Below are 23,510 nucleotides of genomic sequence, written 5' to 3'. Positions count from 1 at the left end.
CGACTCGGGGTAGGGGTAGCAGGTTCAATGCAGCGGTAATTACTCGACCTCTCGCACCGTTAGGAAATAGCGATGACCAATTCAGCCGGGGCGCCTCTTCGAATTACCGGAAAGACCAGGCTGTTCGCCGTGCTCGGGGATCCCGTGACCCAGGTGCGCGCCCCGGAAATGCTGAACCCGGTCTTCGCCGCCCTCGGTGTGGACGCCGTACTCGTCCCCGTGGAGGCCCCGGTGGGCAGCCTGGGCGAGGTCGTACGCGGGCTGCAGCGCTCGGGGAACGTGGACGGACTGTTCATCACCGTCCCGCACAAGGACGCCGTCCGCCGGTTCGCCGACGTGTGCAGCCCGGCCGTGGACCTGGCGGGCAGCGCGAACGTGATGCGCCGCGGCCTTGACGGCCGTTGGTACGCGGAGAACTTCGACGGGGCGGGCTTCGTCTCCGGGCTGGTCGGCTCCGGGCACCCGCCGATGGGACGACGGGCCGTCCTGGTCGGCGCGGGCGGTGCGGGCAGTGCCATCGCGGCGGCCCTGATGACGGCGGGCGTGGCCCGGCTGGACGTCTGCGATCTCGACGCGGGCCGGGTCAAGGGAGTCGTGGAACGGCTGCGGCGGCACTGGCCGGACCGGATCGCCGGCGGCCCCACCGCCGACCTCGGCGCGGCCGACCTCGTCGTCAACGCGACCCCGCTGGGGCTGCGGCCCGGCGACCCGCTGCCCTTCGACCCCCGGGAGCTGGCTCCGGGGACCCTGGTCGCCGACATCATCATGACCCCGCGCGAGACCGCGCTCCTGCGGGCCGCGGCGCAGCTGGGCCTGCCGGTGCACCACGGGCACCACATGCTGGAGCACCAGCTCCACCTGTACCGCGAGTTCTTCGGGCTGGGCCGGGCCCTGGCGCCGACCGCGACCGCGGCGGGGGCGGGTACAGGGGCCGGGGCTGTGGCCAGGGCAGGGGCAGGGGCCGGGGCCGGGGCCGGGGCCGGGGCACCGGCGGGTGATGGGCACCGGATTGCCGGGTGATTGCCGGCGCCTTCATACCGTGCCCGTATGAATCCGACCGTCGACGCACGGGTGGAGGCGCCGTCCTCGGCCCTCCGGCTTCCCGAACCCATTGATGCCCTAGTCGCCGAGGCCGTGGCCCGCCCGGCCTCGCAGCAGCCCGAGTGGCCCGACGCACAGGCGGCCGCGGCGGCCAGGGACACCCTGACCACCCTGCCGCCGCTCGTCGTACCCGGTGAGGTCGACCGGCTCCAGGGGCTGCTCAGCGAGGTCGCGCGCGGCAAGGCCTTCCTGCTCCAGGCCGGAGACTGTGCGGAGACGTTCGCGGGCAACACCGAGTCCCACGTGACCGCGAACATCCGCACGCTGCTGCAGATGGCCGTCGTCCTCACCTACGCGGCCAGCATGCCGGTGGTCAAGGTCGGCCGGATCGCCGGCCAGTACGCCAAGCCGCGCTCCAACAGCACGGACGCCCTGGGCCTGCCCGTCTACCGCGGCGACATCATCAACTCGCTGGAGCCCAACCCCGGCGCCCGCGTCCCCGACCCGAACCGCATGCTGCGCGCCTACGCCAACTCCGCGGCCTCCCTGAACCTGGTCCGCGCCATGGCCGGCTCCGGCCTCGCCGACCTCGGCCTGGTGCACGACTGGAACCGCGACTTCGTCCGCAGCTCGCCGGCCGGGGAGCGCTACGAGGCCCTGGCCGGGGAGATCGACCGCGGCCTCAGCTTCATCTCCGCCTCCGGCGCCGACCACGGCGCGCTGCACACCACCGAGATCTACGCCAGCCACGAGGCGCTGCTCCTGGAGTACGAGCACGGCCTGCTGCGCCACGCGGCCTCGCCGCACGGCGAATCCCGGCTGTACGGGCTCTCCTCGCACTTCCTGTGGATCGGCGAGCGCACCCGCCAGCTGGACGGCGCGCACGTCGCGCTGGCCTCCATGCTCGCGAACCCGATCGGCCTCAAGCTCGGTCCGGGCACCACCCCCGAGCAGGCCGTCGAGTACGTGGAGCGGCTCGACCCCGACAACGTGCCCGGCCGCCTCACCCTCATCACCCGGATGGGCAACGGCAAGGTCCGCGACGTCCTTCCGTCGATCGTGGAGAAGGTCGAGGCCTCCGGCCACCAGGTGGTGTGGCAGTGCGACCCGATGCACGGCAACACCCACGAGGCCGCCAGCGGCTACAAGACCCGTCACTTCGACCGGATCCTCGACGAGGTCAAGGGCTTCTTCGAGGTGCACAAGGCCCTGGGCAGCCACCCGGGCGGCCTGCACATCGAACTGACCGGCGACGACGTCACCGAATGCCTGGGCGGCGCCCAGGAGATCTCCGAGGAATCCCTCGCAGAGCGCTACGAGACCAGCTGCGACCCGCGACTGAATCCCCAGCAGTCCGTGGAGCTGGCCTTCCTCGTGGCCGAGATGCTCCAAGCCTGATCCCTGGACCCCCGCCAGGGGGCAGGAGCAACGCCGGCCACGCGAAGGGGGTGCCTGGACTCCGGGCACCCCCTTCGCCGCATCCGTTCCATCCGCTCGACAGAGGGGAGAACACCAGGAACGCACACGCAACCGATACGGGAAACGACGAAGGGCCGGACACCACTCCTCAGGTGGTGTCCGGCCCTTCGTGCGTACGCGTCCCCCGCGGGCCCCGGTCAATCGGCCGGAACGGTGATCGCGGTGAGCAGCAGCCCGCCGGTCGCGCTCCAGTTGCCTTCGAGGCTGTCGTACCACTTGCCGCCGAAGACCAGCCCCGGCACCAGCAGCCGGGCCCGCAGGGTCCCGTTGAACGGGTCGATGGTGATCGCCGCGTCCGTGAACTCCAGCCTGACCCCGGTGGCCGGGAACGTCGCCTTGTAGACCGATTCCTTCGCGCTGAAGAGCAGCCGGTCCCAGGCGATCTGCGGGCGGGCCCGCAGGAGCCTGCGTACGTGCGCCTGCTCGCCCGGCAGCGCGATGGTCTCCAGGAGACCGGCCGCCAAGGGCTGCGCGGGCTCGGCGTCGATGCCGATCGCCGTGATGTGCCGGCGCAGGCCGAGCACCCCCGCGCGGTAGCCCACGCAGTGGGTCATGCTGCCCACCACGCCCTCCGGCCACTGCGGGGCACCCCGCGCACCCGGAAGCAGCGGCACGGGCTCGATGCCCAGCTCCGCCATGGCGCGCCGCGCGCACATCCGTACCGTCGTGAACTCGCGCCGGCGCACCGGAAGCGCGTTCGCGATCCGGGCTGCCTCCTCGGCGAACAGGAACCCGCCGGGCGGGTCCCCGAACTCCTCCGCGTAGGCCACGGTGTCGGGAAGCAGGGCCGCGATCACGGCGCACCTCCCGGGGCCGGGAGGATCTGCACCGGCCACGTCCGTCCCGACCCGTACAGGCGCCGTTCCCTGGGGTAGCCCAGCGAGGCCTCGACGAAGGGCACGCCGTCGTGCCAGGTGGTCCGCGGGATGTGCAGGTGTCCGTACACCACCGCGCTCGCCCGGTACTTCAGGTGCCAGTCGGCCGTCCGCTCGGTGCCGCACCACTGCGCGAACTCCGGATGCCGTAGCACCGCGGTCTCCTCCCGCCGCAGCGGGAAGTGGTTGACCAGCACCACGGGCACGTCGGGGTCCAGCCCGGCCAGCCGTTCCTCCGTGTAGGCCAGCCGCGCCCGGCACCAGTCGTCCCGGCTCGGATGGGGGTCGGGGTGCAGCAGGTACTCGTCGCTGCACACCACCCCTGCCTCGTGGGCGCGCGCCAAGGACTCCTCCTTGGTGGCCGTGCCCGGGGCGCGGAAGGTGTAGTCGTAGAGCAGGAACAGGGGAGCGACGACGGCCGGACCCGAACCGCCCGCACCCGGCCACACCGGATACGGGTCCTCCGGCGTCAGCACGCCGACGGACCTGCAGAAGTCGACGAGATGGCGGTAGCGCCCCTCGCCCCGCAGGGTGTTCGGATCCTTGGGATGCGTCCACAACTCGTGATTGCCCGGAGCCCAGATGACCTGCTCGAAGCGGGTGGCCAGCAGGGCCAGGCCCCACTCCACGTCGGCGACGAGCTCGCCGACGTCGCCGGCGACGATCAGCCAGTCCGCGTCGGACGTGGGCCGCACGTCCTCCACGATGGCCCGATTGTCGCTGTATGCCACATGCAGATCACTGACCGCCAGGAGCCTGGCACTCATTCGGCGAAGCGGACGGGCGAGAACCAGGCCCGCACCGAGGCCGGTACCGGCGCCTCGCCGAGTCTCCGCTGCGGCGGCCGGGCATAAGCCCGGAGGTTTCCCGTGAATATGTCGAGAGCCGCGTCGCGCGCCGCGCCGAGATCACTGGTGGGCGCGGCTGCCGCATCTCCCGACGGCACGCGATCAGCGTACGGAGCCACTGTGTCGGATGGTCGAGCGTGCATGAATACCGCCTTACTGGCAGGCCGCGAACTAGAACTATGGAAAAGGTAGAAGCAGCGGCCATCGGCAGGATCCCCTAGCGCACCCCTCAATTTCCCGGCGGAATGGAATCGGAAACGTATTCCCGGGCCATTCGGGTGGCCCGTTGAATTCGACTGGTCGGACGGGTCGTGTCAGACGAGCTGCGGCTGACGGCCCAGCAGGCGCGGCTCCTGGTTCAGGATCGAGCGCTCCAGGGCCTGGAGTTCCTGGGACGGGTCCAGTCCGTGCACCTCGACCAGTTCCCGGCGGGTCCGCCGGTAGACGGCGAGCGCCTCGGACTGCCGGCCGCAGCGGTAGAGCGCGAGCATCAGGTGGCGGCAGAGCCGTTCCCGGGTGGGCACCGCGGCCGCGACCCGGTCCAGTTCGCAGGCCAGCTCGAAGTGGCGCCCCAGCTCCAGCTCGGCCGTCGCCCAGTCCTCGTAGACCGCCATCCGCTCGCGGTCCAGCTGCGCGAAGGCCGGCCAGCGGATGCCCGCCTCGGCGAGGTCGACGAGCACCGAGTCCCGCCACAGGCCCAGGGCTTCGGAGAGGGTGGCCGACGCGGCCTCCGCAAGCCCCGCCGTCAGCTCGGCCCGGCCCCGGGTCGCGAGCATCCGGAACCGTACGGAGTCCACGGCCTGCGGGTCGATGTGCAGCATGTAGCCCGGGTTGGCGGTGTCGAGGCGCGGACGCCCGTCGGGGCCCTCGTGCTCGGCGAGCATCCTGCGGATCCCTGAGATGGCGTTCTGCACCATCTTCCGCGAGGTCACCGGCGCCTCGTCACCCCACAGGGCACCGACGATGCGGCTCGTGGCGACCACTTTGTTCGGGTGGAGCAGCAGATAGCCGAGGGTGCTCCGCTGGACGACTCCGCCCAACGCCACAGTTCCCTCGGTACCCACCACTTCGAGTGGTCCCAGAATGTTGAATCGCATGATGCCCCCTCTTTCGTGGCGGTACGTGTACTAGGCGACGCTGGAGAGAATCGGGCTGCCCCCGCAGCTTGTGACCCCGCCGGGTGGAGCCCCGTCCTCGGCCACAACACGATGGAAGCCGACCCCCGCGTTGTCCGGAAGCCCGGACGGCACCGGCCAATCAACACGGCCGCCGCGCCCCCGGAACACGCCCGAGCGGGGCCCGACCGCGTACGGTCGGGCCCCGCTCGGGGAATGCTCGGTTCGGTGAGCGTTCGGTTCCGCGGAGCGTGCGGCTCCTGCTCAGGCCAGGATCTTCTGCTTGGCCTTGTCGAACTCCTCCGCCGTGATGTCGCCCTTCTCCTTCAGGGCGGACAGCTTGGCCAGCTCTTCGGCCGGACTGTGGCGCGGGGCGCCGCCCGCCGCCTTCTGGACGTAGTCCTGGAAGGCCTTCTCGTTCTCCTGGGCCTGTTTCACGTCCCGCCGGCCCATACCGCGGCCGCGGACGACGAGGTACACGAAGACGCCGATGTACGGCAGCAGCAGGACCAGGATCAGCCAGCCCGCCTTGGCCCATCCGTGCAGCTCGTGGTCACGGAAGATGTCCGTGATCACCTTGAACAGCAGGAAGAACCACATGACCCACAGGAAGAGCCAGAGCATCGTCCAGAACAGGTTGAGCAGCGGATAGTCGTCCACGCGGCACTCCTATCACATGAGGGACAGATCAATTCATACCGCCCGAATTCATGATCCGCACGTGGAGTAGCCGCCCCGCCGTCCCCGCGCGACCATGGAGGCATGCAGGAGCGCTCCCTCGACGGAGTAGGGGCGCCGGGCCGGGTGGCCGCAGCCGGAGAGGGCATCGGCCAGGACGAGCTGGCGCTCGCCGCGCGCAACCACGGACTGCCGCTGGAGGCCATGCGGTACGAGGTCACGCCCGCCGGGCTGCACTACGTACTGGTCCACTACGACATCCCCGACACCCTCACCGAGGTCGAGTCCGACACCTGGCGGCTCACCGTCCACGGACACCTGCGCATCCCCCTGCGACTGGGCCTGCGAGAGCTGCGCGCACTCCCCTCCGTGACCCGCCGGGTCACCATGGAGTGCGCCGGCAACGGCCGCGCCCGGCTCTCCCCGCGCCCCGTCAGCCAGCCCTGGCTGGTGGAGGCGGTGGGAACGGCCGACTGGACCGGCGTGCCGCTGCGCACCGTCCTGGCGGAGGCGGGCGTCATGGCCGATGCCGTGGAAGCGGTCTTCACCGGAGCGGACCACGGGGTCGAACGGGGCGTCGAGCAGGACTACCGGCGCAGCCTGCCGCTGCCCGTGGACGCCGACGTCCTGCTCGCCCACACGATGAACGGCGGGCCGCTGCCCCCGCAGCACGGGTATCCGCTGCGGCTGGTCGTACCCGGCTGGTACGGGATGGCGCACGTGAAGTGGCTGCGGGACGTCGAGCTCGTCGACACCCCCTTCCGCGGGTTCCAGCAGGCCGTGGCCTACCGCTACAAGCAGAGCCCCGAGGACACCGGCGACCCGGTCACCCGGATCGCGCCGCGCGCCCTGCTGATCCCGCCCGGCTTCCCCGACTTCATGTCCCGCACCCGTGTCGTGCACCCGGGCCCCGTCCGGCTCCGCGGCCGCGCCTGGTCGGGCTACGGGGCGGTCGTGCGCGTGGAGTTCAGCGCCGACGGGGGCCTGGGCTGGGCCGACGCCGAGCTGCGGCCGCGGGGAGCGCACCCGTACGCCTGGCAGGGCTGGCACGCCGACTGGACGGCCGCCCCCGGCAGCCACACCCTCCTGGTCCGCGCCACCGACGACTCGGGCCGCACCCAGCCCCTCGAACAGCCCTGGAACCGGGGCGGCTTCGGCAACAACCTGGTCCAGTCGGTGCCCGTCGTCTGCCTGCCTCTTGCCACACCGCCCCTCCTCCCCCGAAACTGACGATCCGTCAGGTATTTCGTCAGGGATGTGCGAGGAGAGGAACCGAGGATGCGGACCATCTGGCTCGGCGGACCCGAATGGGTCGCCGTTCTGCGGATCGGGCTCGGGCTGTGGTGGCTGGAGAGCTGGCGGCACAAGGACAAGAAGGACTGGTTCGGCGGAGGCGGCATCCGCTGGGCCGCCGGGGTGGCCGAGAAGCACCGCTGGGGTTTCGTCACCCGCGGATTCGACCTCGTCGTGAAGCCCTATCCGCGTTTCATGGCCTACCTGGTCGCCTACGCGGAACTGGCCCTCGGGCTCGGCCTCATCGCCGGATTCCTGACCCCGATAGCCCTGGTCGCCGGACTGCTCCTCAACCTGATCTACCTGGTCCTGATGATCCACGACTGGGGCGAGCAGGGGCAGAACCTCATGATGGCCCTGATCTCCGTGGCCGCGTTCTTCGCCATGGGCTGGCAGGTCTGGTCCCTGGACAACGCGCTGGGCCTGTTCTGATCCGACCCGCCGCGATCCACCGGTGGGCGGTGCCGACGCCGACGGGCACCACCCACCGGGCACGGCCCGGCCGACCCTGCCCGACCCGGACGGGTCGGCCGTCAGCCCTGCCGGTCGAGCGGGTTCGCCGCGATGCGCTCCTTCGCGCCGCTCGCCACATAGGCCGCCGCCGCGCACTTGGGCTTGCGCTCCGCCTGGTCCGCGACCAGCGCGAAGAAGGCGTCCCCGAACCCCAGGCGCGGATACTGCGCGAGCAGCCGGCCGGTGAAGTCCGGGTCGAAGTCGGCGAGGCCCAGGCCGGAGACGTCCGCGCTGGTGCCGACCTGGAGCAGGTGGCTCTCCACGTCCTCCTCCGCGCTCACGTCGTCCCGCATGTGCAGCACGATGACCTCCTCCGCCCGCGCCCGCCGCGGAGCCGGCCAGCCCAGCCCCGCCGTCAGGACCCGGGCCACGTGACCGCCCGCCTCCTCGAAGGGGAGGGTGTGGCTGTCGAAGGGCGCGGTCAGGCCGAGATCGTGCACCAGAGAGCTGACGTAGAGGAGTTCCCGGTCGTACGAGAGCCCGCGGCGGTCCGCGTACTCGGCCGCGAAGGCGTACGAGCGCACGGAGTGGTTCAGCAGCGCCGCATCCGCGTACTCGGCGGCTATCTCCAGGGCCGCACGGCCAGACGGAGTGTCAAGTGTCCATGTCGCAAGGGTCATGCGGCGTCAGTGTAGGCGCGGCACGAAGTCCACCTCCGTCGGGCCCGCCTCCCCCGGCCAGGCCAGCATCCGGGGCGCGGCCGCCGGGGTTTCGGCCAGTACGGTGCCGCGCGAGACGACGTACCGGGGCCGGACCTGGCGGCGGACCGCCTCCGTCGGCGACTCGGCCGGCAGGAGCACGAAGGAGGCCGGGGCGCCCTCCGTGATGCCGTACTCGGAAGCCTCCAGACCCAGTACGCGCGCCGCGCGCTCCGTCACCATCTCGAAGGCCACCGGGATCTCCTCGGCCCCCGTGAGCTGGGCTGCGTAGATCCCGACGAGGGCGGTCTGGAGCGGGTTTCCGGTGCCGAGCGGGTTCCAGGGGTCCATCACGTCGTCGTGGCCGAAGGCCACGTTCACGCCCGCCGCCAGCATCTCCTTGACCTGGGTGAGGCCGCGCCGCTTGGGGTAGGCGTCGAAGCGGCCCTGGAGGCCCAGGTTGGCGAAGGGGTTGGAGACGAGGTTGATCCCGGAACGCGACAGCAGCCGCTGGAGCTTGTAGCTGTACGCGCCGCCGTAGGAGCCCATCGCCGTCGTGTGCGAGGCCGTCACGCGCTCGCGCAGCCCCGAGCGCAGCGCGAGCGCGGCCAGCACCTCCACGAAACGCGACTGCTCGTCGTCGATCTCGTCGCAGTGCGCGTCGATCCGCAGTCCGTGCTCCTCGGCGAGCGCGAACGCGATCGACAGCGAGGCCACCCCGTCCTCCCGGGTGTCCTCGAAGTGCGGGATCGCACCGACCACGTCGGCCCCGCGCCGGACCGCCTCGCGCAGCAGGTCCTCGCCGCCGGGGAAGGAGACGATGCCCTCCTGCGGGAAGGCGACGATCTGCACGGTCATGACGTCCCGGACCCGGTCGCGCACCTCCAGCAGCGCGTCGAGCGCGGTCAGCGCCGGATCGGTGACGTCGCAGTGGGTGCGCACGTGCAGGACGCCCTGCGCCGCCTGCCAGCGCAGCACCTCGGTGGCCCGCGCGATCACGTCCTCGCGGGTCAGGGTCCGCTTGCGCTCGCTCCAGCAGGCGATGCCCTCCCAGAGGGTCCCGGAGGCGTTCGGGCGCGGATCCCCGGCCGTCAGCGCGGTGTCCAGGTGGATGTGCGGCTCGACGAAGGGGGCGCCGAGCAGGCCGCCGTGGGCCTCGATCAGCACCCCCGTCGCCGGTGGTTCCTTCTGATCGTCGTACGGGAGCACGCGCGCGATCCGCCCGCTCTCCGCGACCTCGACGTCGTACAGGCCTTCGCCGTGCATCAGCCGGGCACCCCGGACGATCATCCGCATGCCTTCAGCCTACGCAGACCCCGCCAGTCGGACCGGTCCAACGGGTCCGACCGGTCCGACGACCGGTTCAACCCCGCTTCGACTGGGCCTTCTGCTGCATGCCCCGCGTCTTCGCGGCGACCGACTGCACGTCTCTGACGGCAGCCTTGGCGCGCGCCTCGGCCGCCGTGTTCTTCGCCATCGCACGCTCGGAATCCTGGTGGACGTGCTGACCGGTACGCGCCTTCTTCGCCATGACCGCTACTCCTCGTGCGGGAGACAAATGCCGAACGGACAAAATTCCGTACGCAGACCACCTTGCTCCCGTTCGGTCGAGTCAGCATCTTGGGCCATCGGGTTACATGGGGGCATGACTGACGCCACCGCCGACGCAACGGCCGCCATGCCCGACTGGGAGAAGCGTTTCCGGGCCCCCCGAGTGGGGCTGCCCGAATGGGCCGAGGACGCGCCCGACCGCTCGCTCTTCGTCTCCAACGCGACCGGGACCTTCGAGCTCTACGCCTGGGACCGCGCCACCGGCACCCAGCGGCAGGCCACCGACCGGCCCAACGGCACCACCGACGGGGCGCTCTCCCCCGACGGCGAGTGGATCTGGTGGTTCTCCGACACCGACGGCGACGAGTTCGGCACCTGGGTGCGCCAGCCCTTCGCGGGCGGCCCCGACGAGCCGGCCACCCCCGGGCTGGAGCCCTCCTACCCCTCCGGGCTGGCCATCGGGCGCGACGGGACAACCGTGGTCGGACGCTCCACCGACGAGGACGGGACCACCATCCACGTCGTGCGGCCCGACGGGACGGAGCCCACCGTCGTCTACCGCCACCGCGAGTCCGCCGCGGTCGGCGACCTGTCCCACGACGGCACCCTGCTCGCCGTCGAGCACACCGAGTACGGCGACGCCATGCACTCCGCGCTGCGCGTGCTCACCCTGGACGGCGCCACCGTCGCCGAGCTGGACGACTCCAAGGGCGGCACCGAGGAGCTGGGCCTGTCGGTGCTCGGCTTCGCGCCCGTCGCGGGCGACACCCGGCTGCTCGTCGGGCACCAGCGCCGCGGCCGGTGGGAGCCGATGGTCTGGGACGTGGCGACCGGCACCGAGGAGGAGCTGGCCGTCGAGCTGCCGGGCGACGTCGGCGCCGAGTGGTACCCCGACGGGTCCGCGCTGCTGATCGACCACGGCTTCGAGGCGCGCAGCGAGCTGTTCCGCTACGACCTGGCCACGCGGGAACTGCTGCGGCTGGACACGCCGCCCGGGACGGTGTCGGGGGCCACGGCGCGGCCCGACGGGTCGGTGGAGTACCAGTGGTCCTCGGCCGCCGAGCCTTCGGCCGTGCGGTCGACGGCCGGCGGGGTCGTCCTGGATCCTCCCGGCTTCCGGCCGCCCGGCTCCGTACCCGTCGAGGACGTGTGGGTGGAGGGTCCCGGCGGGCGGATCCACGCCCTCGCGCAGCGGCCGCAGGGCCACGGGGACGGCCCCTTCCCGACCGTCTTCGAGATCCACGGCGGGCCCACCTGGCACGACAGCGACGCCTTCGCCGCGACCCCGGCGGCCTGGCTCGACCACGGCTTCGCGGTGGTCCGGGTCAACTACCGCGGCTCGACCGGCTACGGCCGCGAGTGGACCGACGCCCTCAAGCACCGGGTCGGCCTGATCGAGCTGGAGGACATCGAGGCCGTACGGGAATGGGCGGTCGCCTCGGGCCTCGCGGACCCGGCCCGCCTCGTGCTGTCCGGCGGCTCCTGGGGCGGCTACCTGACGCTGCTGGGCCTCGGCAGGCATCCGGGCGCCTGGGCGGTGGGCCTGGCCGCCGTACCGGTCGCCGACTACGTGACGGCCTACCACGACGAGATGGAGGCGCTGAAGTCCCTGGACCGCACCCTCTTCGGCGGCACCCCGGAAGAGGTCCCGGAGCGCTTCGAGGTCTCCTCGCCCCTGACGTACGTGGACGCGGTGAAGGCGCCCGTCCACATCGCGGCGGGCCTCAACGACCCCCGCTGCCCGATCCAGCAGATCGAGAACTACGTGGACCGGCTGGCGGCGCGCGGGGCGGAGCACGAGGTGTACCGGTACGACGCCGGACACGGCTCGCTCGTCGTCGAGGAGCGGATCAAGCAGGTCCGGATGGAGATCGACTTCGTGCTGAAGCACCTGCCGAGGTAGCTCCGGCACCGGCCCCGGCCCCGGTGAACCGGTGCGCCCCCCGTACGGTGGTGGGGTGCACCGGTTTCTCCTGACCCCGCGCTGGTGGGGGATCAATCTCTTCGTCGTCCTCGGCGTGCCCTTCTGCCTGTTCATGGGCACCTGGCAGCTCGGCCGGTTCGAGGACCGCGTCGCCACGCACGAGGAGGCGACCAGCGCACGCCCCGCCGACCGGGCGGCCGCTCCGCTGGACTCGCTGCTCCCGGTGGACAAGAACACCTCCGGACGGCTCGCCTCCGTCTCCGGCGAGTACGCCGACCAGCTGCTCGTCCCCGAGCGGCGGCTCGACGGGAAGTCCGGCTTCTACGTCCTGACCCTGCTCAGGACCGACACCGGCAAGGCCGTCCCCGTGGTGCGGGGCTGGCTGCCGGGCACCGCGGACGCGGGCCGGGCTCCGGCCGCGCCGACCGGGCGGGTAGAGGTGACGGGCGCGCTGCAGGCCTCGGAGAGCTCCAGCAGCAAGGGCGTCTACTCCTCGGGCGGGCTCCCGGCCGGGCAGCTCGGCGTGATCGGGGCGGCCTCGCTCGTCAACATCGTGCCCTACGGCCTCTACGACGCCTGGCTGACCGTGCAGACCCCGGCCGACGGGATGATCCCGGTGCCGGCGCAGGCTCCGGTCAACACCGGGCTCGACCTCAAGGCCTTCCAGAACCTCGGCTACACCGGCGAGTGGTTCGTCTTTGCCGCCTTCGTGCTGTTCATGTGGTTCCGGCTCTACCGGCGCGAGGTGGAGACCCTGCGCGACGCGGAGGCGGGGCTGCTGGAGGAGGAGCCGCAGCCCGGCCCGGCCGTCACGGCGCAGGCCAAGGCTTCGTCTACGGCTTCGCCGGCTCCGCCAGCGGAATGACGCCCGTCCGGTAGACCGTCCCGCCGCACGCGTCGGGGATCGTCGTCTGCGTGGTCGGTGCCCCCGGCAGCGCCGTACTGGGCGTGTGCGAGACCGCCACGCCCACCGGATCCGTCGGCGCCGGGTGGGGCTCCGGGTCCTTCGCCACCGCCTCGCCCGAGCCGGAGCCCGCCACCGCGTCCGGGGAGCCGCCCTGCGGGGGCTTGACTCCGGCCGAACCGTCGTTCGGCGCGGCGCTCGACCCCTGACAGCCCTGCGCCGAGGGCACCCACGCGAAGCGGACCTCGTACGCCGCGTTCGGCGCGAGCAGCATCAGCGGGGCCTCGGCCGAAGGGTCGGGCAGCAGCCCGGTCGCCGGATCGCCCGTGGAGTGGCCGACGACGGCCACTCCGGAGCCCGGCCGGCCGGGGCCCGCCGCCTGGGCGGTCACGGTGTCCGGGCCCAGGACCGTGCAGCCCCGCGCCGAGACGTTGGTGATCTTGAAACTGCCGTAGACCTTGCCGTCCGCCTCCGGGGGCCTGGCGCTGCCCGACACCCCGAGCTGTCCTCCGACGCAGCCGGGCACGCCCGGGGCCGCCGGCGGGGGCAGCACGCCGCCGCCCGCGACGGTCGAGCCGTCGGGCAGGGTGACCGTGCCGCCGGACGGGCCGGTCGTGGGCTGGCCGAAGCTGGGCAGTCCCGAGCCGGTCGGAGCGGGCACGGCGCCGGTGGCCCCGCCCGCGCCATGGCCCGTACCCGGGGACGGGGCGGTCTTCGGACCGGTGGTGGCACCGTTCTGGTGCGGGTCGGAGGGCCCGTCCGGCTGGCCCGCGCCCTGCTGGCCGTGGCCCGCCATGGCCGAGTGGTCGGTGGACTGGCTCCCGACCCCGCTCATGTGCAGGGCCGCCGGGACCGCGGTCCCCACCAGCAGCGTGGCCGCCGCGGCGGCCACGAGGGCCTGCCGCTTGCGGGCCCGGCGCACGGGTACGGCGTAGCGCAGCCGCTCCAGCGCGTCGCCGGAGGGCCGGATCCCGCCGACGGCCCCGCGCATCAGCTCACGGAGCGCCTGTTCCTCGCGGCTCGCCATCGTGTCCTCGTGCTCGTTCATGACTGCGCAGCCTCCATCGCCACCCGCAGCGCGGCAATGCCCCGCGATCCGTATGCCTTGACCGAACCGAGCGATATGCCGAGGGTCTCGGCGACCTGGACTTCCGTCATGTCCGCGAAGTAGCGCAGCACCAGCACCTCTCGCTGGCGGCGTTGGAGCCCGCGCATCGATTTGATGAGATCGTCCCGTTCCAGCAGGTCGTAGGCGCCTTCTTCGGCGCTGGCCATGTCCGGCATCGGCTTCGAGAGCAGCTTGAGGCCGAGGATGCGCCGACGCAGGGCCGAGCGCGAGAGGTTGACGACGGTCTGGCGCAGGTAGGCGAGGGTCTTCTCCCGGTCGCGGACCCGGCTGCGGGCCGAGTGGACCCGGATGAAGGCCTCCTGGACCACGTCCTCGCAGGACGCGGTGTCGTCGAGGAGCAGCGCGGCGAGGCCGAGGAGCGAGCGGTAGTGGGCCTGGTAGGTCGCGGTGAGGTGGTCGACGGTGGTCCCCGCCACCGCCTCGACGGCATCGGCGGTCTGCGCCGCATCGGCTGCCGGTGTCGGCCCGGTGCTCCCGGTGGCCTTCCCGCTATCGCGGGGCCCGGGCACGCGGCCACCCCGGGTCGGAATTGCGGAGGCTTCGGTCGGTACGGGAACGATCACTGTGAAGCCGCCGGGCGTACGGGACCGCGGGCGCGGCGGGATCGTCCCGGTTCGCACCGGTATGACCGGAAAGTCCAGCAATGCTTCTGCCACGCCAGTTGGACACGCGTCCCCCCATCAGGGTTGTACGCGCGGGGCAGACTCATCGCCGTCGTTCCCATTGCCCTCATGCGTAGCACTTCTCCCCCGCGGCCCCGTCGGTTCGGGACGGGCCTCCGGGTCATCACCTCGATCAAGGGATCTCCGATGATCCTACAAAGTGAAAGGGCCGAACTCACCCGCGACCAGCTCCGCGGTCTGTGTGGCGTTCAGCGCGGAGCCCTGGCACAGGTTGTCCGCGCTGACGAAGAACTCCAGCGCACGCGGGTCGTCGAGCGAGGCCCGCAGCCGCCCCACCCAGGCCGGATCCGTGCCCGCGGCGTCCGACGGGGTCGGGAACTCACCCGCCGCCGGGTCGTCCACGAGGACCACCCCGGGCGCCCCTTCCAGGATCTCCCTGGCGTGCCCGGCATCAACCTCGGCCTCGAAGCGGGCCCGCACGGACATCGAATGCCCGGCCAGCACGGGTACCAGTACGCAGGTCACGGCGACCGGCAGCTCCGCCAGGTCCAGGATCCGGCGCACCTGCGCCCGTACGGCCAGCTCGTGCGAGGACCAGCCGTCCTCGCGCAGCTCGCCGGACCAGGGCACGACGTTGAGCGCGAGCGGAGCCGCGAAGGGGCCGGTGTCCTCGCCCACGGCACGGCGTACGTCCCCGGGCTGCTCCCCCAGGGTGGAACCGGCGACCAGCGACAGCTGGCGGCGCAGCGTCTCGGAGCCGGCCCGTCCCTCGGCGCTCGCGGCCTGGTACGTGGAGACGGCCAGTTCGGCCAGCGCGTACTCGGCGTGCAGCGCGCCCAGCGCGGCGATCATCGCGGCGGTCACGGAGTCGGGACCGCAGACGATCCCGCGCGGCCGGATCCGCGCCGCGTGCCCGTTCACCTCGGGCACCACCAGCGGTACCTCGGAGTCCTCCCGGAACGCCGCGGACTGGTCCACGACGACGACACCGCGCGCGGTGACCACGGGAGCCCACCGGGCCGAGACCTCGGCCGGGGTGAGGAAGATCGCGACGTCGCCCGCGCCGAGGCCGTCGAAGGCGTCCTCGGTGAGGGCGAGCACCTCGGCCTCCTCGGTGCGCACGGCCAGCCGTCGGCCGGCCGAGCGCGAGGAGGCGATCAGGCGTATGTCGCCCCAGACGTCCGCCCGCTGGGAGAGCATCCGGAGCACTATGGAGCCGACCGCTCCGGTCGCCCCGACCACGGCGAGTGCCGGAGCCGGGGTCGACCGGGTCGAGGTCATCGTCCGGTGCCTCCGTAGACGACGGCTTCGTCGCTGTCGGAGTCGAGGCCGAAGGCCGTGTGCACGGCGCGGACGGCCTCGTTGACGTCGTCCTGGCGGGTCACGACCGAGATGCGGATCTCGGAGGTGGAGATCAGCTCGATGTTGACGCCCGCGTCGGACAGCGCCTGGAAGAACGAGGCGGTGACGCCCGGGTTCGTCTTCATGCCCGCGCCGACCAGGGAGATCTTGCCGATCTGGTCGTCGTAGCGCAGGGAGTCGAAGCCGATGGTCCCCTTCGCCTTCTCCAGGGCGTCGATGGCCTTGTGGCCCTCGGTCTTGGGGAGGGTGAAGGAGATGTCCGTCAGGCCCGTGGAGGCGGCGGACACGTTCTGCACGATCATGTCGATGTTGATCTCGGCGTCCGCGATGGCACGGAAGATCGCCGCGGCCTCACCCGGCTTGTCCGGAACGCCGACGACCGTGATCTTGGCTTCGGAGACGTCGTGAGCGACTCCGGAGATGATGGCGTGCTCCACCTGCTCTGCCCCTTGCGGATTCTCGTTGCTGACCCAGGTGCCCGGCAGTCCCGAGAAGGACGAGCGGACGTGGATCGGGATGTTGTAGCGGCGTGCGTACTCGACGCAGCGGTGCAGCAGCACCTTGGAACCGGAAGCCGCGAGCTCCAGCATGTCCTCGGAGGCGATCCAGTCGATCTTCTTCGCCTTCTTCACGACGCGGGGGTCCGCGGTGAAGACTCCGTCGACATCGGTGTAGATCTCGCAGACCTCGGCGTCCAGCGCCGCGGCGAGCGCGACGGCGGTCGTGTCCGAGCCGCCGCGGCCCAGGGTGGTGATGTCCTTGCTGTCCGCCGACACGCCCTGGAAGCCGGCGACGATGGCGATGTTGCCCTCGTCCAGCGCAGTGCGGATACGGCCCGGCGTGACATCGATGATGCGCGCTTTGTTGTGGACCGAGTCGGTGATGACGCCCGCCTGGCTACCGGTGAACGACTGGGCCTCGTGGCCCAGGTTTTTGATCGCCATGGCCAGCAGTGCCATGGAGATCCGCTCTCCGGCGGTCAGCAGCATGTCGAATTCGCGCCCGGCAGGCATGGGTGAAACCTGCTCGGCGAGATCGATCAACTCGTCCGTCGTGTCGCCCATCGCGGAAACCACGACGACCACCTGGTGGCCGTTCTTCTTGGCATCCACAATTCGCTTGGCGACGCGCTTGATGCCCTCGGCATCGGCTACGGAGGAGCCTCCGTACTTCTGCACGACAAGGCCCACGTGCGCTCCTCGCTCAGTCCGTCTCATTGCTGGTGCAGTCTAACGAGCGCCCGGGATCCGACCGCCTCGTACCACATCATGAGACGAAAAGATCAAGCAATAAGTTCCCTCGCGGGCCGCCCGGCTACTTGCCGCCCAGACCCAGCGGACCGGCGATCTCCTCGGCCATCACCCGGCCCGCCTGCTCCGCGAGGTCCTCCTCGGCCAGGTCCTCGTCCGTGTCCAGCCCGTCCAGGGCCTCCAACGGCTGGTCCAGCCGCACGTGCGCGACGAGCGACTGCAGGGCCCGCAGGGTGGCGGAGGCCGTCGAGCCCCAGTTGGAGAAGTACGAGAACTGCCACCACCACAGGGCCTCCGTGGTGCGGCCCGCCCGGTAGTGCGCCAGCCCGTGCCGCAGGTCGGCCACCACGTCGGCCAGGTCGTCGGAGATCCGGTGCGCGACCGGGGCCTTGCGCGGCTCGTAGGGGTCGAAGACCTCCGAGTACACGTCTACGGGCTCCAGCATGTAGGCGAACCGCTCGCGCAGCTCGTCCACGTCCGGCTCCGGGCCGAGGTCCGGCTCGTAGCGCTCGTCGGGCAGGACGTCCTGGTACGCGCCCAGCCGGCCGCCCGCCAGCAGCAGCTGGGACACCTCCAGGAGGAGGAAGGGCACCGCGCTGTCCGGGTCCTCGCCCTTGGCCACCTCGGTGACCGCGACGATGAAGGACTCGATCTGGTCCGAGATCTGGACGGCGAAGTCGTCCGGATCCTGGCCCAGGGCGTGCAGCGTTGCGTCAGACATCGAGAAGTCGCCTTCCTTCAAAGGCCCGCCCGAGCGTGACCTCGTCCGCGTACTCCAGATCTCCCCCGACGGGGAGCCCGCTGGCCAGGCGGGTGACCTTGAGGCCCATGGGCTTGATCATGCGCGCGAGGTACGTGGCGGTCGCCTCGCCCTCCAGGTTCGGGTCGGTCGCCAGGATCAGCTCGGTGACCGCACCGTCCGCCAGCCGCGCCAGCAGCTCCCGGATCCGCAGGTCGTCCGGGCCGACGCCCTCGATCGGGCTGATCGCGCCGCCGAGGACGTGGTACCGGCCCCGGAACTCGCGGGTCCGCTCGATCGCGACGACGTCCTTCGACTCTTCGACCACACAGATGACCGACAGGTCGCGGCGCGGGTCGCGGCAGATGTTGCACCGCTCCTCCTGCGCCACGTTCCCGCACACCGCACAGAACCGGACCTTGTCCTTGACCTCCAGCAGCGCGTGCGCGAGGCGGCGGACATCGGTGGGCTCGGACTGCAGGATGTGGAAGGCGATCCGCTGCGCGCTCTTGGGCCCGACGCCGGGCAGCCTGCCCAGCTCGTCGATCAGGTCCTGGACCACGCCTTCGTACAACGGACTGCCTTCTTTCGGTATGAGGTTCTCGGGGTGCTTCGGAGCTTGGAACCCGGGTGCCGCGGACCGGGTGGCCGCGGAGTCCGGCTAGAGGCTAGAAGGGAAGACCGGGGATGCCGCCGCCGCCCAGCCCCTGGGCCAGCGGGCCCAGCTTCTGCTGCTGGAGCGCCTGCGCATTCTCGTTGGCCGCCTGGACCGCCGCGACCACCAGGTCCGCGAGCGTCTCCGTGTCCTCGGGGTCCACGGCCTTCGGGTCGATCACCAGCGCGCGCAGTTCACCGGAACCGGTCACGGTCGCCTTGACCAGCCCACCGCCCGCCTGGCCCTCGACCTCGGCCATCGCCAGCTCTTCCTGGGCCACGGCGAGATCCTGCTGCATCTTCTGGGCCTGCTGGAGCAGCTGCTGCATGTTGGGCTGACCACCACCGGGAATCACGGGTCACTCGCTTTCGTAGCGTCGTCGCGTGGGTGCCACGCGTGCGTTCCAAGCACCGGCGGCTTGGCCAATCCGAGCCTACGTGCTCCCCGGGCGCCGCGCCCTACGCCGTGAGGACCAACTCTTTCGAGTGAGAGACGAGGCGTGCGCGCACCTGATGGAGCCCTCCTTGTGGGCGGAAAACCTGGGATTCGTCGCCCACCGCGCACCATTCGAAGGTAGGAAGAGCATGCGCACCATTGCGCACACGCGCACCACCACACGTCAGCGCAGGCAGAGGGAGTGCCCGGGTGAGTCAGCCGGAGATGCAGCCCGAGGGGCCACCCCGGGATCCCGCAGAGGACGGCGACCTTACCGGCCGGCCGTTTCCTCTCGGGGACTGGGGCGAGCCCGCCGAGCGGCTCGACGAGCTCTACCGGCGGGTCGAGGCCGACGCGCTGCGCACCGCCGAGTGGTATCTGTCCGACCGTGCGTGGAAGCGCCGGGGGGCCCGGATCCTGCGGGCCGGAGCCGCCGTGGGCGCCATCACGGGCGCCGCGATGCCGCTGCTGGAGCTGACCGGCTCGGCCCCCGGCGCGGCTGCCTACGGCTACCTCTCGCTGCTCCTGACGGCGGCCTGCCTGGCCTGCGACCGGTTCTTCGGCCTGACCTCGGGCTGGATGCGGGACGTGGCCACGGCCCAGGCCGTGCAGCGCCGGCTCCAGACCCTGCAGTTCGACTGGGCCTCGGAGAACGTGCGGGAGGTCCTGGGCCCGACGGAGGGCACCGCGAGCGAGGCCGCCGAGCGGTGCCTCACCGTGCTGCGGCGCTTCTCCGAGGACATCATGGAGCTGGTCCGCTCGGAGACGGCGGACTGGATGGTGGAATTCCGCACCGGTCCGGCCCCCCTGATGATGCAGTCCCTGGGCGCTTCCCCGTCCCGCCCGGACAACGGCCTCCCCCCGCCCCGCTTCCCCCTCCCCCCGGGCACCCGCCCCAACATGCCCCGCCAGAGACCCCCGGAGCAGCCCCGGTAAACCGGGCCAAATCCAGCCCCGCCGACCCCCTCCAGCCTCGCCGGCGGTTGAGGCGCGGGGTCCGGGGCGGAGCCCCGGGGTCCGTACGGGTCCGGGCGCAGCCCGGGGAACGGTGGAAGGGCGGGTAGGGGACAAGCCCCGCAGGGCCCGCCCACACCCGCCCATCCCGGCCGCACGAGGCCCCGTAGGCCCCGGCCCCAGAGCCCCAGAGCCCCAGAGCCCCAGAGCCCAGCTGACGGCAGGACACCGTCAGCTGAAGATGATCATCGACCCCTGCCCAAGGCTCCGCGTCGCCGCCGCATGCAGCCCCAGCCACACGTGCCGCTCCCGCGCGAACGGACTGTCGTCGTAGGGAATCGGCCCCGCCGGCTCCTCCAGCGAGGTCGGCCGCCCCGGTGGCGCCGGCGCCACCGGCGGATTGGTCGGGTTTATCCCGATCGCGGGAGCAACCACCGCCAGTTCCCGCAGCAGCCCCTGCGCGGACCCCAGCGGCCCGCCGCCGGACAGCAGCTCCTCGTTGGCCAGCGGAACCGCGAAGTCCACGGGAACGTACGCACCCGCGTGGTCGTAGTGCCACACCAGGTGCGACTGCTGCGCCGTCGACTCGAACATCTCCAGCAGCTGCTCGTAGTCCCCGCCCAGCTCGTCCACCGGAGTCACCGGCAGCCCGCAGATCTGGAGCAGGTACGCCCGGCGCAGGAAGTGCAGGGCGTCATAGTCGAACCCGGCCACCGGGGCGACGTCCCCCGACAGTCCGGGCATGTACGCGAACACCGGCACGGACGGCAGTCCGGCCTCTCCCAGCGCCTTGTCGTACGAGGCGATCTCTTCCGCGAAGGGGTTGTCGGGGCTGTGGCACAGCACGTCGACAAGGGGGACCAGCCACAGGTCACAGGCCACTCGGCCTCCGATCAGTCGTTGTCGCCGATCGGGCCAGCGTAGTGCGCCGGACACGCTCCGCGAAGGGGTGAGCGGAACCTGGGGACGACGGCCGAGGTCAGACCCCTCCCGGCCCGACCCTCCAGACCCATGCGTCCAGCACCTTCTCCGGCTGCCGCTCCAGCAGCCCGGTGATCAGGTCCCGCAGCTCGGTGTCCCGGTCCTGGACCGGCAGTACGATCGCGCCCGCCTTCCAGAACTCCAGGTCCTGCCGGGCCTGCTGCCGCCAGGACGGGGTGATCTCGGGCGGCTGCCCGCCGTAGCGGACGTCGCGCAGGAGGTTGGAGAGGTGGCGCGGGGTGGCCCCGTAGATGCCGATGCGGTCGGGGCCCCACGGGCCGTTGAAGTAGCCGCCGGCCAGCCGGAATCCGAAGTCCGCCTCGACCTGCCAGTGCAGCGCGTCCGCCTGGCCCGGGTCCGGAAGCGGTACCGGAACCAGTGCCTCGCCGTCCTTGACGTAGTTCTTCCACTCCCCGGAGGTGATGAAGGCGGGGACCGGCGCGCGGTCCCGTACGGTCAGCGGCAGCGGCAGGATCGGGATCAGCGCGGCCGCGGCGCCCAGCAGGCCGAGCGTGCGCAGTTCGCGCGTCCGCATCCGGACGATCCGGTCGAGCGCGAGGGCCAGCAGGATGCCGAGGACGGGGGCGCAGATCATCGCCACCCGCCCCTCGATCACCGACTCGAAGAGCGGCAGCTTGATCATCAGCCGCCAGGGGCCCGGCAGCACGACCTCGGTGCGGGGCACGGGCACCCACGGGCCGAGCGAGAGCAGCAGCGTCACGAACCCGGTGATCGCGAGGGCGCGGACGGCCCTGCTCCGCCACAGCCAGACGCAGACGGCCACGCCCAGGGCCAGCAGCGGCCAGCCGTAGAAGGCGTTCTGCTCGGTGGTGTTCAGGGAGAGCCGGCCCGCCTGTTCCGCGTCCCCGAAGAGGGAACGGGCGGCGTACGAGACCAGGGCGCGCGGGCTGTTGCCCGCGTTGTCCCCGTGCAGGACCGAGTGGTAGCTCTGCGGTCCGAAGAACTGCCAGTACAGCGGGACGATCACCAGCGGCAGGCAGACGGCGAGGGCCACAGCCAGACCGGTCCCCAGCGGGCGGGCGGCCGCGAGGGCACGGCGGCGGTCGACGAGGAGGTAGGCGAGCGAGAAGACCAGCATGCCGAGCGCGGCGATCAGCAGCGGCTCCTCGCCGATGAAGATCTGGTACGTCGCGAACAGCCCGAGCAGGACCCCGTCGCGGGTCGCGCCGCGGCCTTCGCGGGGGCCCTCGCAGAGCCGCAGGGCCCGGTCGATGATCAGCGGGATCATGAACAGGACGACGAAGTTCGGATGGCCGTTGGCGTGCGAGACCATCGGCGGCGCGAAGGCGGCGAGCGCCCCGCCCGCGGCGGCGGCCCAGCGGCTGCGCACGAAGCGGCGGCGGATCAGCCAGTACCAGGCCCAGGCACTGGCAGCCATGCCGAGCGTCAGGACCAGGGCGAAGGTGACGGTCTCGCCGAAGAGGAGGGTGACCGGGATGAGCGGCACGTTCAGGCCGAGCATCGTGGCGTTGGCCATCAGGTTCACGCCGTCGGGCATGCCCTGGGAGTAGGTGAAGAGGGGGTTGCGCAGGTGGGTGATGTTGTCGGTGGTGACACCGACGAACCACTCCCACTGGTTCTGGTCCTGGAGCGCGTCGGCGAGGTAGCTGCCGTCGAGGTCGGCCCACAGGCCGTGGAAGAGGTAGAGGGAGAGGGCCAGGAACGCGGCGGCGACCGCGAGGCCGCCGGAGTTCAGGCGCAGCAGCTCGCCCAGCGCGAGGCAGCGGCTGCCGCGGCGGCTGCCGGTGGCGGCGCCCGCCTTCCCGGCCCCGGACACCGCACGGCGGGTCACCGGCACCTCGGCCACCCCCCAGCCCTGGCCGCGGATCCAGCGCAGGACCTCCGCGTCGATGGCCGGCCCGTCGAGGGTGGAGGCGCCGAAGGCGGCGCGGGCACGGTCCCCGTCGAAGAGGGCGAAGCCGCAGGTGTCGGAGCGGAAGCCCGGTATGCCGGGGATTCCGATGGCGCGCACGAGCCGGTTCCCGGACCGGCCGAGGACCACGGCGGGCTCGGTGCGGGCGGGCGTGGCGGCGTCCTGTTCGAGGGCCCGCTCCAGGCGGGCCAGCTCGTCGAGCGGAGTCGTGAGGCCGGCATCGGTGAGCAGAACCCGACGGCCGGCGGAGGCGAGCACCCCGGCGCGCAGCGCGGCGCCCTTGCCGCGGGGGTCGCGCAGTCGGACGAGGCGGACACGGGGGTCGGAGGCGGCGGCCGCGGCGGACTCGGCGGTGGTCTCTCCGACCGTCTCGCCGGTGGCCTCGTCGACGACGAGGATGAGCTCCCAGTCGCCGGCGCCCGTACCCGGGCGCGCGTCGAGGTGTTCGCGCACGGCGGCCGCCGTCGCGCCCAGCCCGTGCCGTTCGCCCAGGGCGGGTACGACGACGGAGAGGCCGACGGCTCCCAGCCAGGGCGTCCCGGTCGGGGCGCCCGCACCCGTGCCGGTGCCCGTCCCTGTCCCCGTCTCCATCCCCGTCCCCGCCCCCATGCCAGTGCTCACGCCGTTCT

At 71.9% G+C, this 23,510-nt stretch carries 24 protein-coding genes; 7 read left to right on the top strand and 17 right to left on the bottom strand.

Translation table 11 applies throughout. The annotated features are described in order from the left end of the window. The first annotated feature begins 72 nt into the window (after positions 1-72). Together AC3IYJ_RS21510 and AC3IYJ_RS21505 are read left to right on the top strand one after the other, a co-directional pair. Positions 73-1,020 (top strand): shikimate dehydrogenase family protein, encoded by a 948-nt coding sequence (locus AC3IYJ_RS21510; protein WP_489396414.1) that lies wholly within the window; start codon positions 73-75, stop codon positions 1,018-1,020. A 27-nt stretch (positions 1,021-1,047) separates the two neighbouring features. Continuing rightward, complete coding sequence (locus tag AC3IYJ_RS21505) at positions 1,048-2,439, top strand: class II 3-deoxy-7-phosphoheptulonate synthase (RefSeq protein ID WP_489396413.1); 1,392 nt, start codon at positions 1,048-1,050, stop codon at positions 2,437-2,439. A 218-nt stretch (positions 2,440-2,657) separates the two neighbouring features. Here the strand turns inward: AC3IYJ_RS21505 and AC3IYJ_RS21500 are convergent, their stop codons facing one another. The 5 genes from AC3IYJ_RS21500 to AC3IYJ_RS21480 form a co-directional block, all read right to left on the bottom strand. After that, positions 2,658-3,317 (bottom strand): 4'-phosphopantetheinyl transferase family protein, encoded by a 660-nt coding sequence (locus AC3IYJ_RS21500; protein ID WP_330297730.1) that lies wholly within the window; start codon positions 3,315-3,317, stop codon positions 2,658-2,660. Beyond that, complete coding sequence (locus AC3IYJ_RS21495; protein ID WP_489396412.1) at positions 3,314-4,162, bottom strand: metallophosphoesterase family protein; 849 nt, start codon at positions 4,160-4,162, stop codon at positions 3,314-3,316. The genes AC3IYJ_RS21500 and AC3IYJ_RS21495 overlap by 4 nt, the downstream gene beginning before the upstream one ends. Then, the gene (locus AC3IYJ_RS21490) at positions 4,159-4,341 is read right to left on the bottom strand and encodes a hypothetical protein (RefSeq protein WP_489396411.1); all 183 of its coding nucleotides are present in this window, start codon (positions 4,339-4,341) and stop codon (positions 4,159-4,161) included. The genes AC3IYJ_RS21495 and AC3IYJ_RS21490 overlap by 4 nt, the downstream gene beginning before the upstream one ends. Positions 4,342-4,557: 216 nt before the next feature. Next, complete coding sequence (locus AC3IYJ_RS21485; RefSeq protein ID WP_489396410.1) at positions 4,558-5,340, bottom strand: AfsR/SARP family transcriptional regulator; 783 nt, start codon at positions 5,338-5,340, stop codon at positions 4,558-4,560. A gap of 282 nt (positions 5,341-5,622) precedes the next feature. Further along, entirely contained in the window at positions 5,623-6,018 is a 396-nt protein-coding gene (locus AC3IYJ_RS21480) for an SHOCT domain-containing protein (protein ID WP_489396409.1), read from the bottom strand. Between the two features lie 102 nt (positions 6,019-6,120). Between AC3IYJ_RS21480 and AC3IYJ_RS21475 the strand changes: the two genes are divergently transcribed. Together AC3IYJ_RS21475 and AC3IYJ_RS21470 are read left to right on the top strand one after the other, a co-directional pair. Continuing rightward, positions 6,121-7,266 carry a sulfite oxidase gene (locus AC3IYJ_RS21475; protein ID WP_489396408.1) on the top strand — a complete coding sequence of 382 codons (1,146 nt, stop codon included), beginning with the start codon at positions 6,121-6,123 and terminating at the stop codon, positions 7,264-7,266. A 48-nt stretch (positions 7,267-7,314) separates the two neighbouring features. Then, the gene (locus AC3IYJ_RS21470; RefSeq protein ID WP_384656943.1) at positions 7,315-7,761 is read left to right on the top strand and encodes a DoxX family protein; all 447 of its coding nucleotides are present in this window, start codon (positions 7,315-7,317) and stop codon (positions 7,759-7,761) included. A 101-nt stretch (positions 7,762-7,862) separates the two neighbouring features. Here the strand turns inward: AC3IYJ_RS21470 and AC3IYJ_RS21465 are convergent, their stop codons facing one another. The 3 genes from AC3IYJ_RS21465 to AC3IYJ_RS21455 all read right to left on the bottom strand — a co-directional run bounded on the left by AC3IYJ_RS21465 (position 7,863) and on the right by AC3IYJ_RS21455 (position 10,011). Then, positions 7,863-8,462, bottom strand: coding sequence for an HD domain-containing protein (locus tag AC3IYJ_RS21465; protein WP_489396407.1), 600 nt, complete (start codon positions 8,460-8,462; stop codon positions 7,863-7,865). 6 nt (positions 8,463-8,468) lie between these two features. After that, on the bottom strand, positions 8,469-9,776 hold the full coding sequence (gene codA / locus AC3IYJ_RS21460; RefSeq protein WP_489396406.1) for a cytosine deaminase: 1,308 nt from the start codon (positions 9,774-9,776) through the stop codon (positions 8,469-8,471). A 67-nt stretch (positions 9,777-9,843) separates the two neighbouring features. Then, positions 9,844-10,011 (bottom strand): hypothetical protein, encoded by a 168-nt coding sequence (locus AC3IYJ_RS21455; RefSeq protein WP_489396405.1) that lies wholly within the window; start codon positions 10,009-10,011, stop codon positions 9,844-9,846. A 114-nt stretch (positions 10,012-10,125) separates the two neighbouring features. Here AC3IYJ_RS21455 and AC3IYJ_RS21450 point away from each other — a divergent pair, with 114 nt between their 5' ends. After that, complete coding sequence (locus AC3IYJ_RS21450; protein ID WP_489396404.1) at positions 10,126-11,934, top strand: S9 family peptidase; 1,809 nt, start codon at positions 10,126-10,128, stop codon at positions 11,932-11,934. 55 nt (positions 11,935-11,989) lie between these two features. Beyond that, positions 11,990-12,820: an SURF1 family protein gene (locus AC3IYJ_RS21445; protein WP_489396403.1), complete on the top strand. Its 831-nt coding sequence runs from the start codon at positions 11,990-11,992 to the stop codon at positions 12,818-12,820. On the opposite strand, the gene AC3IYJ_RS21440 is transcribed toward AC3IYJ_RS21445, so the two are convergent. The 7 genes from AC3IYJ_RS21440 to AC3IYJ_RS21410 all read right to left on the bottom strand — a co-directional run bounded on the left by AC3IYJ_RS21440 (position 12,789) and on the right by AC3IYJ_RS21410 (position 18,972). Next, positions 12,789-13,907: a hypothetical protein gene (locus AC3IYJ_RS21440; RefSeq protein WP_489396402.1), complete on the bottom strand. Its 1,119-nt coding sequence runs from the start codon at positions 13,905-13,907 to the stop codon at positions 12,789-12,791. The genes AC3IYJ_RS21445 and AC3IYJ_RS21440 overlap by 32 nt on opposite strands. Continuing rightward, on the bottom strand, positions 13,904-14,593 hold the full coding sequence (locus tag AC3IYJ_RS21435; protein WP_489402879.1) for a SigE family RNA polymerase sigma factor: 690 nt from the start codon (positions 14,591-14,593) through the stop codon (positions 13,904-13,906). The genes AC3IYJ_RS21440 and AC3IYJ_RS21435 overlap by 4 nt, the downstream gene beginning before the upstream one ends. Positions 14,594-14,803: 210 nt before the next feature. After that, a complete protein-coding gene (locus AC3IYJ_RS21430) occupies positions 14,804-15,892 on the bottom strand; it encodes an aspartate-semialdehyde dehydrogenase (protein ID WP_489396401.1) in 1,089 nt (362 codons plus the stop codon). Next, a complete protein-coding gene (locus tag AC3IYJ_RS21425; RefSeq protein ID WP_489396400.1) occupies positions 15,889-17,163 on the bottom strand; it encodes an aspartate kinase in 1,275 nt (424 codons plus the stop codon). The genes AC3IYJ_RS21430 and AC3IYJ_RS21425 overlap by 4 nt, the downstream gene beginning before the upstream one ends. A gap of 124 nt (positions 17,164-17,287) precedes the next feature. Continuing rightward, positions 17,288-17,944 (bottom strand): DUF5063 domain-containing protein, encoded by a 657-nt coding sequence (locus AC3IYJ_RS21420; protein ID WP_489396399.1) that lies wholly within the window; start codon positions 17,942-17,944, stop codon positions 17,288-17,290. Further along, complete coding sequence (gene recR / locus AC3IYJ_RS21415) at positions 17,937-18,536, bottom strand: recombination mediator RecR (RefSeq protein ID WP_489396398.1); 600 nt, start codon at positions 18,534-18,536, stop codon at positions 17,937-17,939. The genes AC3IYJ_RS21420 and recR overlap by 8 nt, the downstream gene beginning before the upstream one ends. Positions 18,537-18,630: 94 nt before the next feature. After that, entirely contained in the window at positions 18,631-18,972 is a 342-nt protein-coding gene (locus AC3IYJ_RS21410; RefSeq protein WP_489396397.1) for a YbaB/EbfC family nucleoid-associated protein, read from the bottom strand. 290 nt (positions 18,973-19,262) lie between these two features. On the opposite strand from AC3IYJ_RS21410, the gene AC3IYJ_RS21405 reads away from it, so the two are divergent. Beyond that, positions 19,263-19,988 carry an SLATT domain-containing protein gene (locus tag AC3IYJ_RS21405; protein WP_489396396.1) on the top strand — a complete coding sequence of 242 codons (726 nt, stop codon included), beginning with the start codon at positions 19,263-19,265 and terminating at the stop codon, positions 19,986-19,988. Between the two features lie 249 nt (positions 19,989-20,237). On the opposite strand, the gene AC3IYJ_RS21400 is transcribed toward AC3IYJ_RS21405, so the two are convergent. Both AC3IYJ_RS21400 and AC3IYJ_RS21395 read right to left on the bottom strand, forming a co-directional pair. Then, on the bottom strand, positions 20,238-20,888 hold the full coding sequence (locus tag AC3IYJ_RS21400; protein WP_489396395.1) for a hypothetical protein: 651 nt from the start codon (positions 20,886-20,888) through the stop codon (positions 20,238-20,240). Between the two features lie 97 nt (positions 20,889-20,985). After that, positions 20,986-23,502, bottom strand: a complete 2,517-nt coding sequence (locus AC3IYJ_RS21395; RefSeq protein ID WP_489396394.1) for a glycosyltransferase — start codon at positions 23,500-23,502, stop codon at positions 20,986-20,988. Positions 23,503-23,510: the final 8 nt, after the last annotated feature.

This window comes from Streptomyces sp. GL_140 (assembly GCF_057834465.1).
This window is presented reverse-complemented; position numbering and strand designations above follow the sequence as displayed.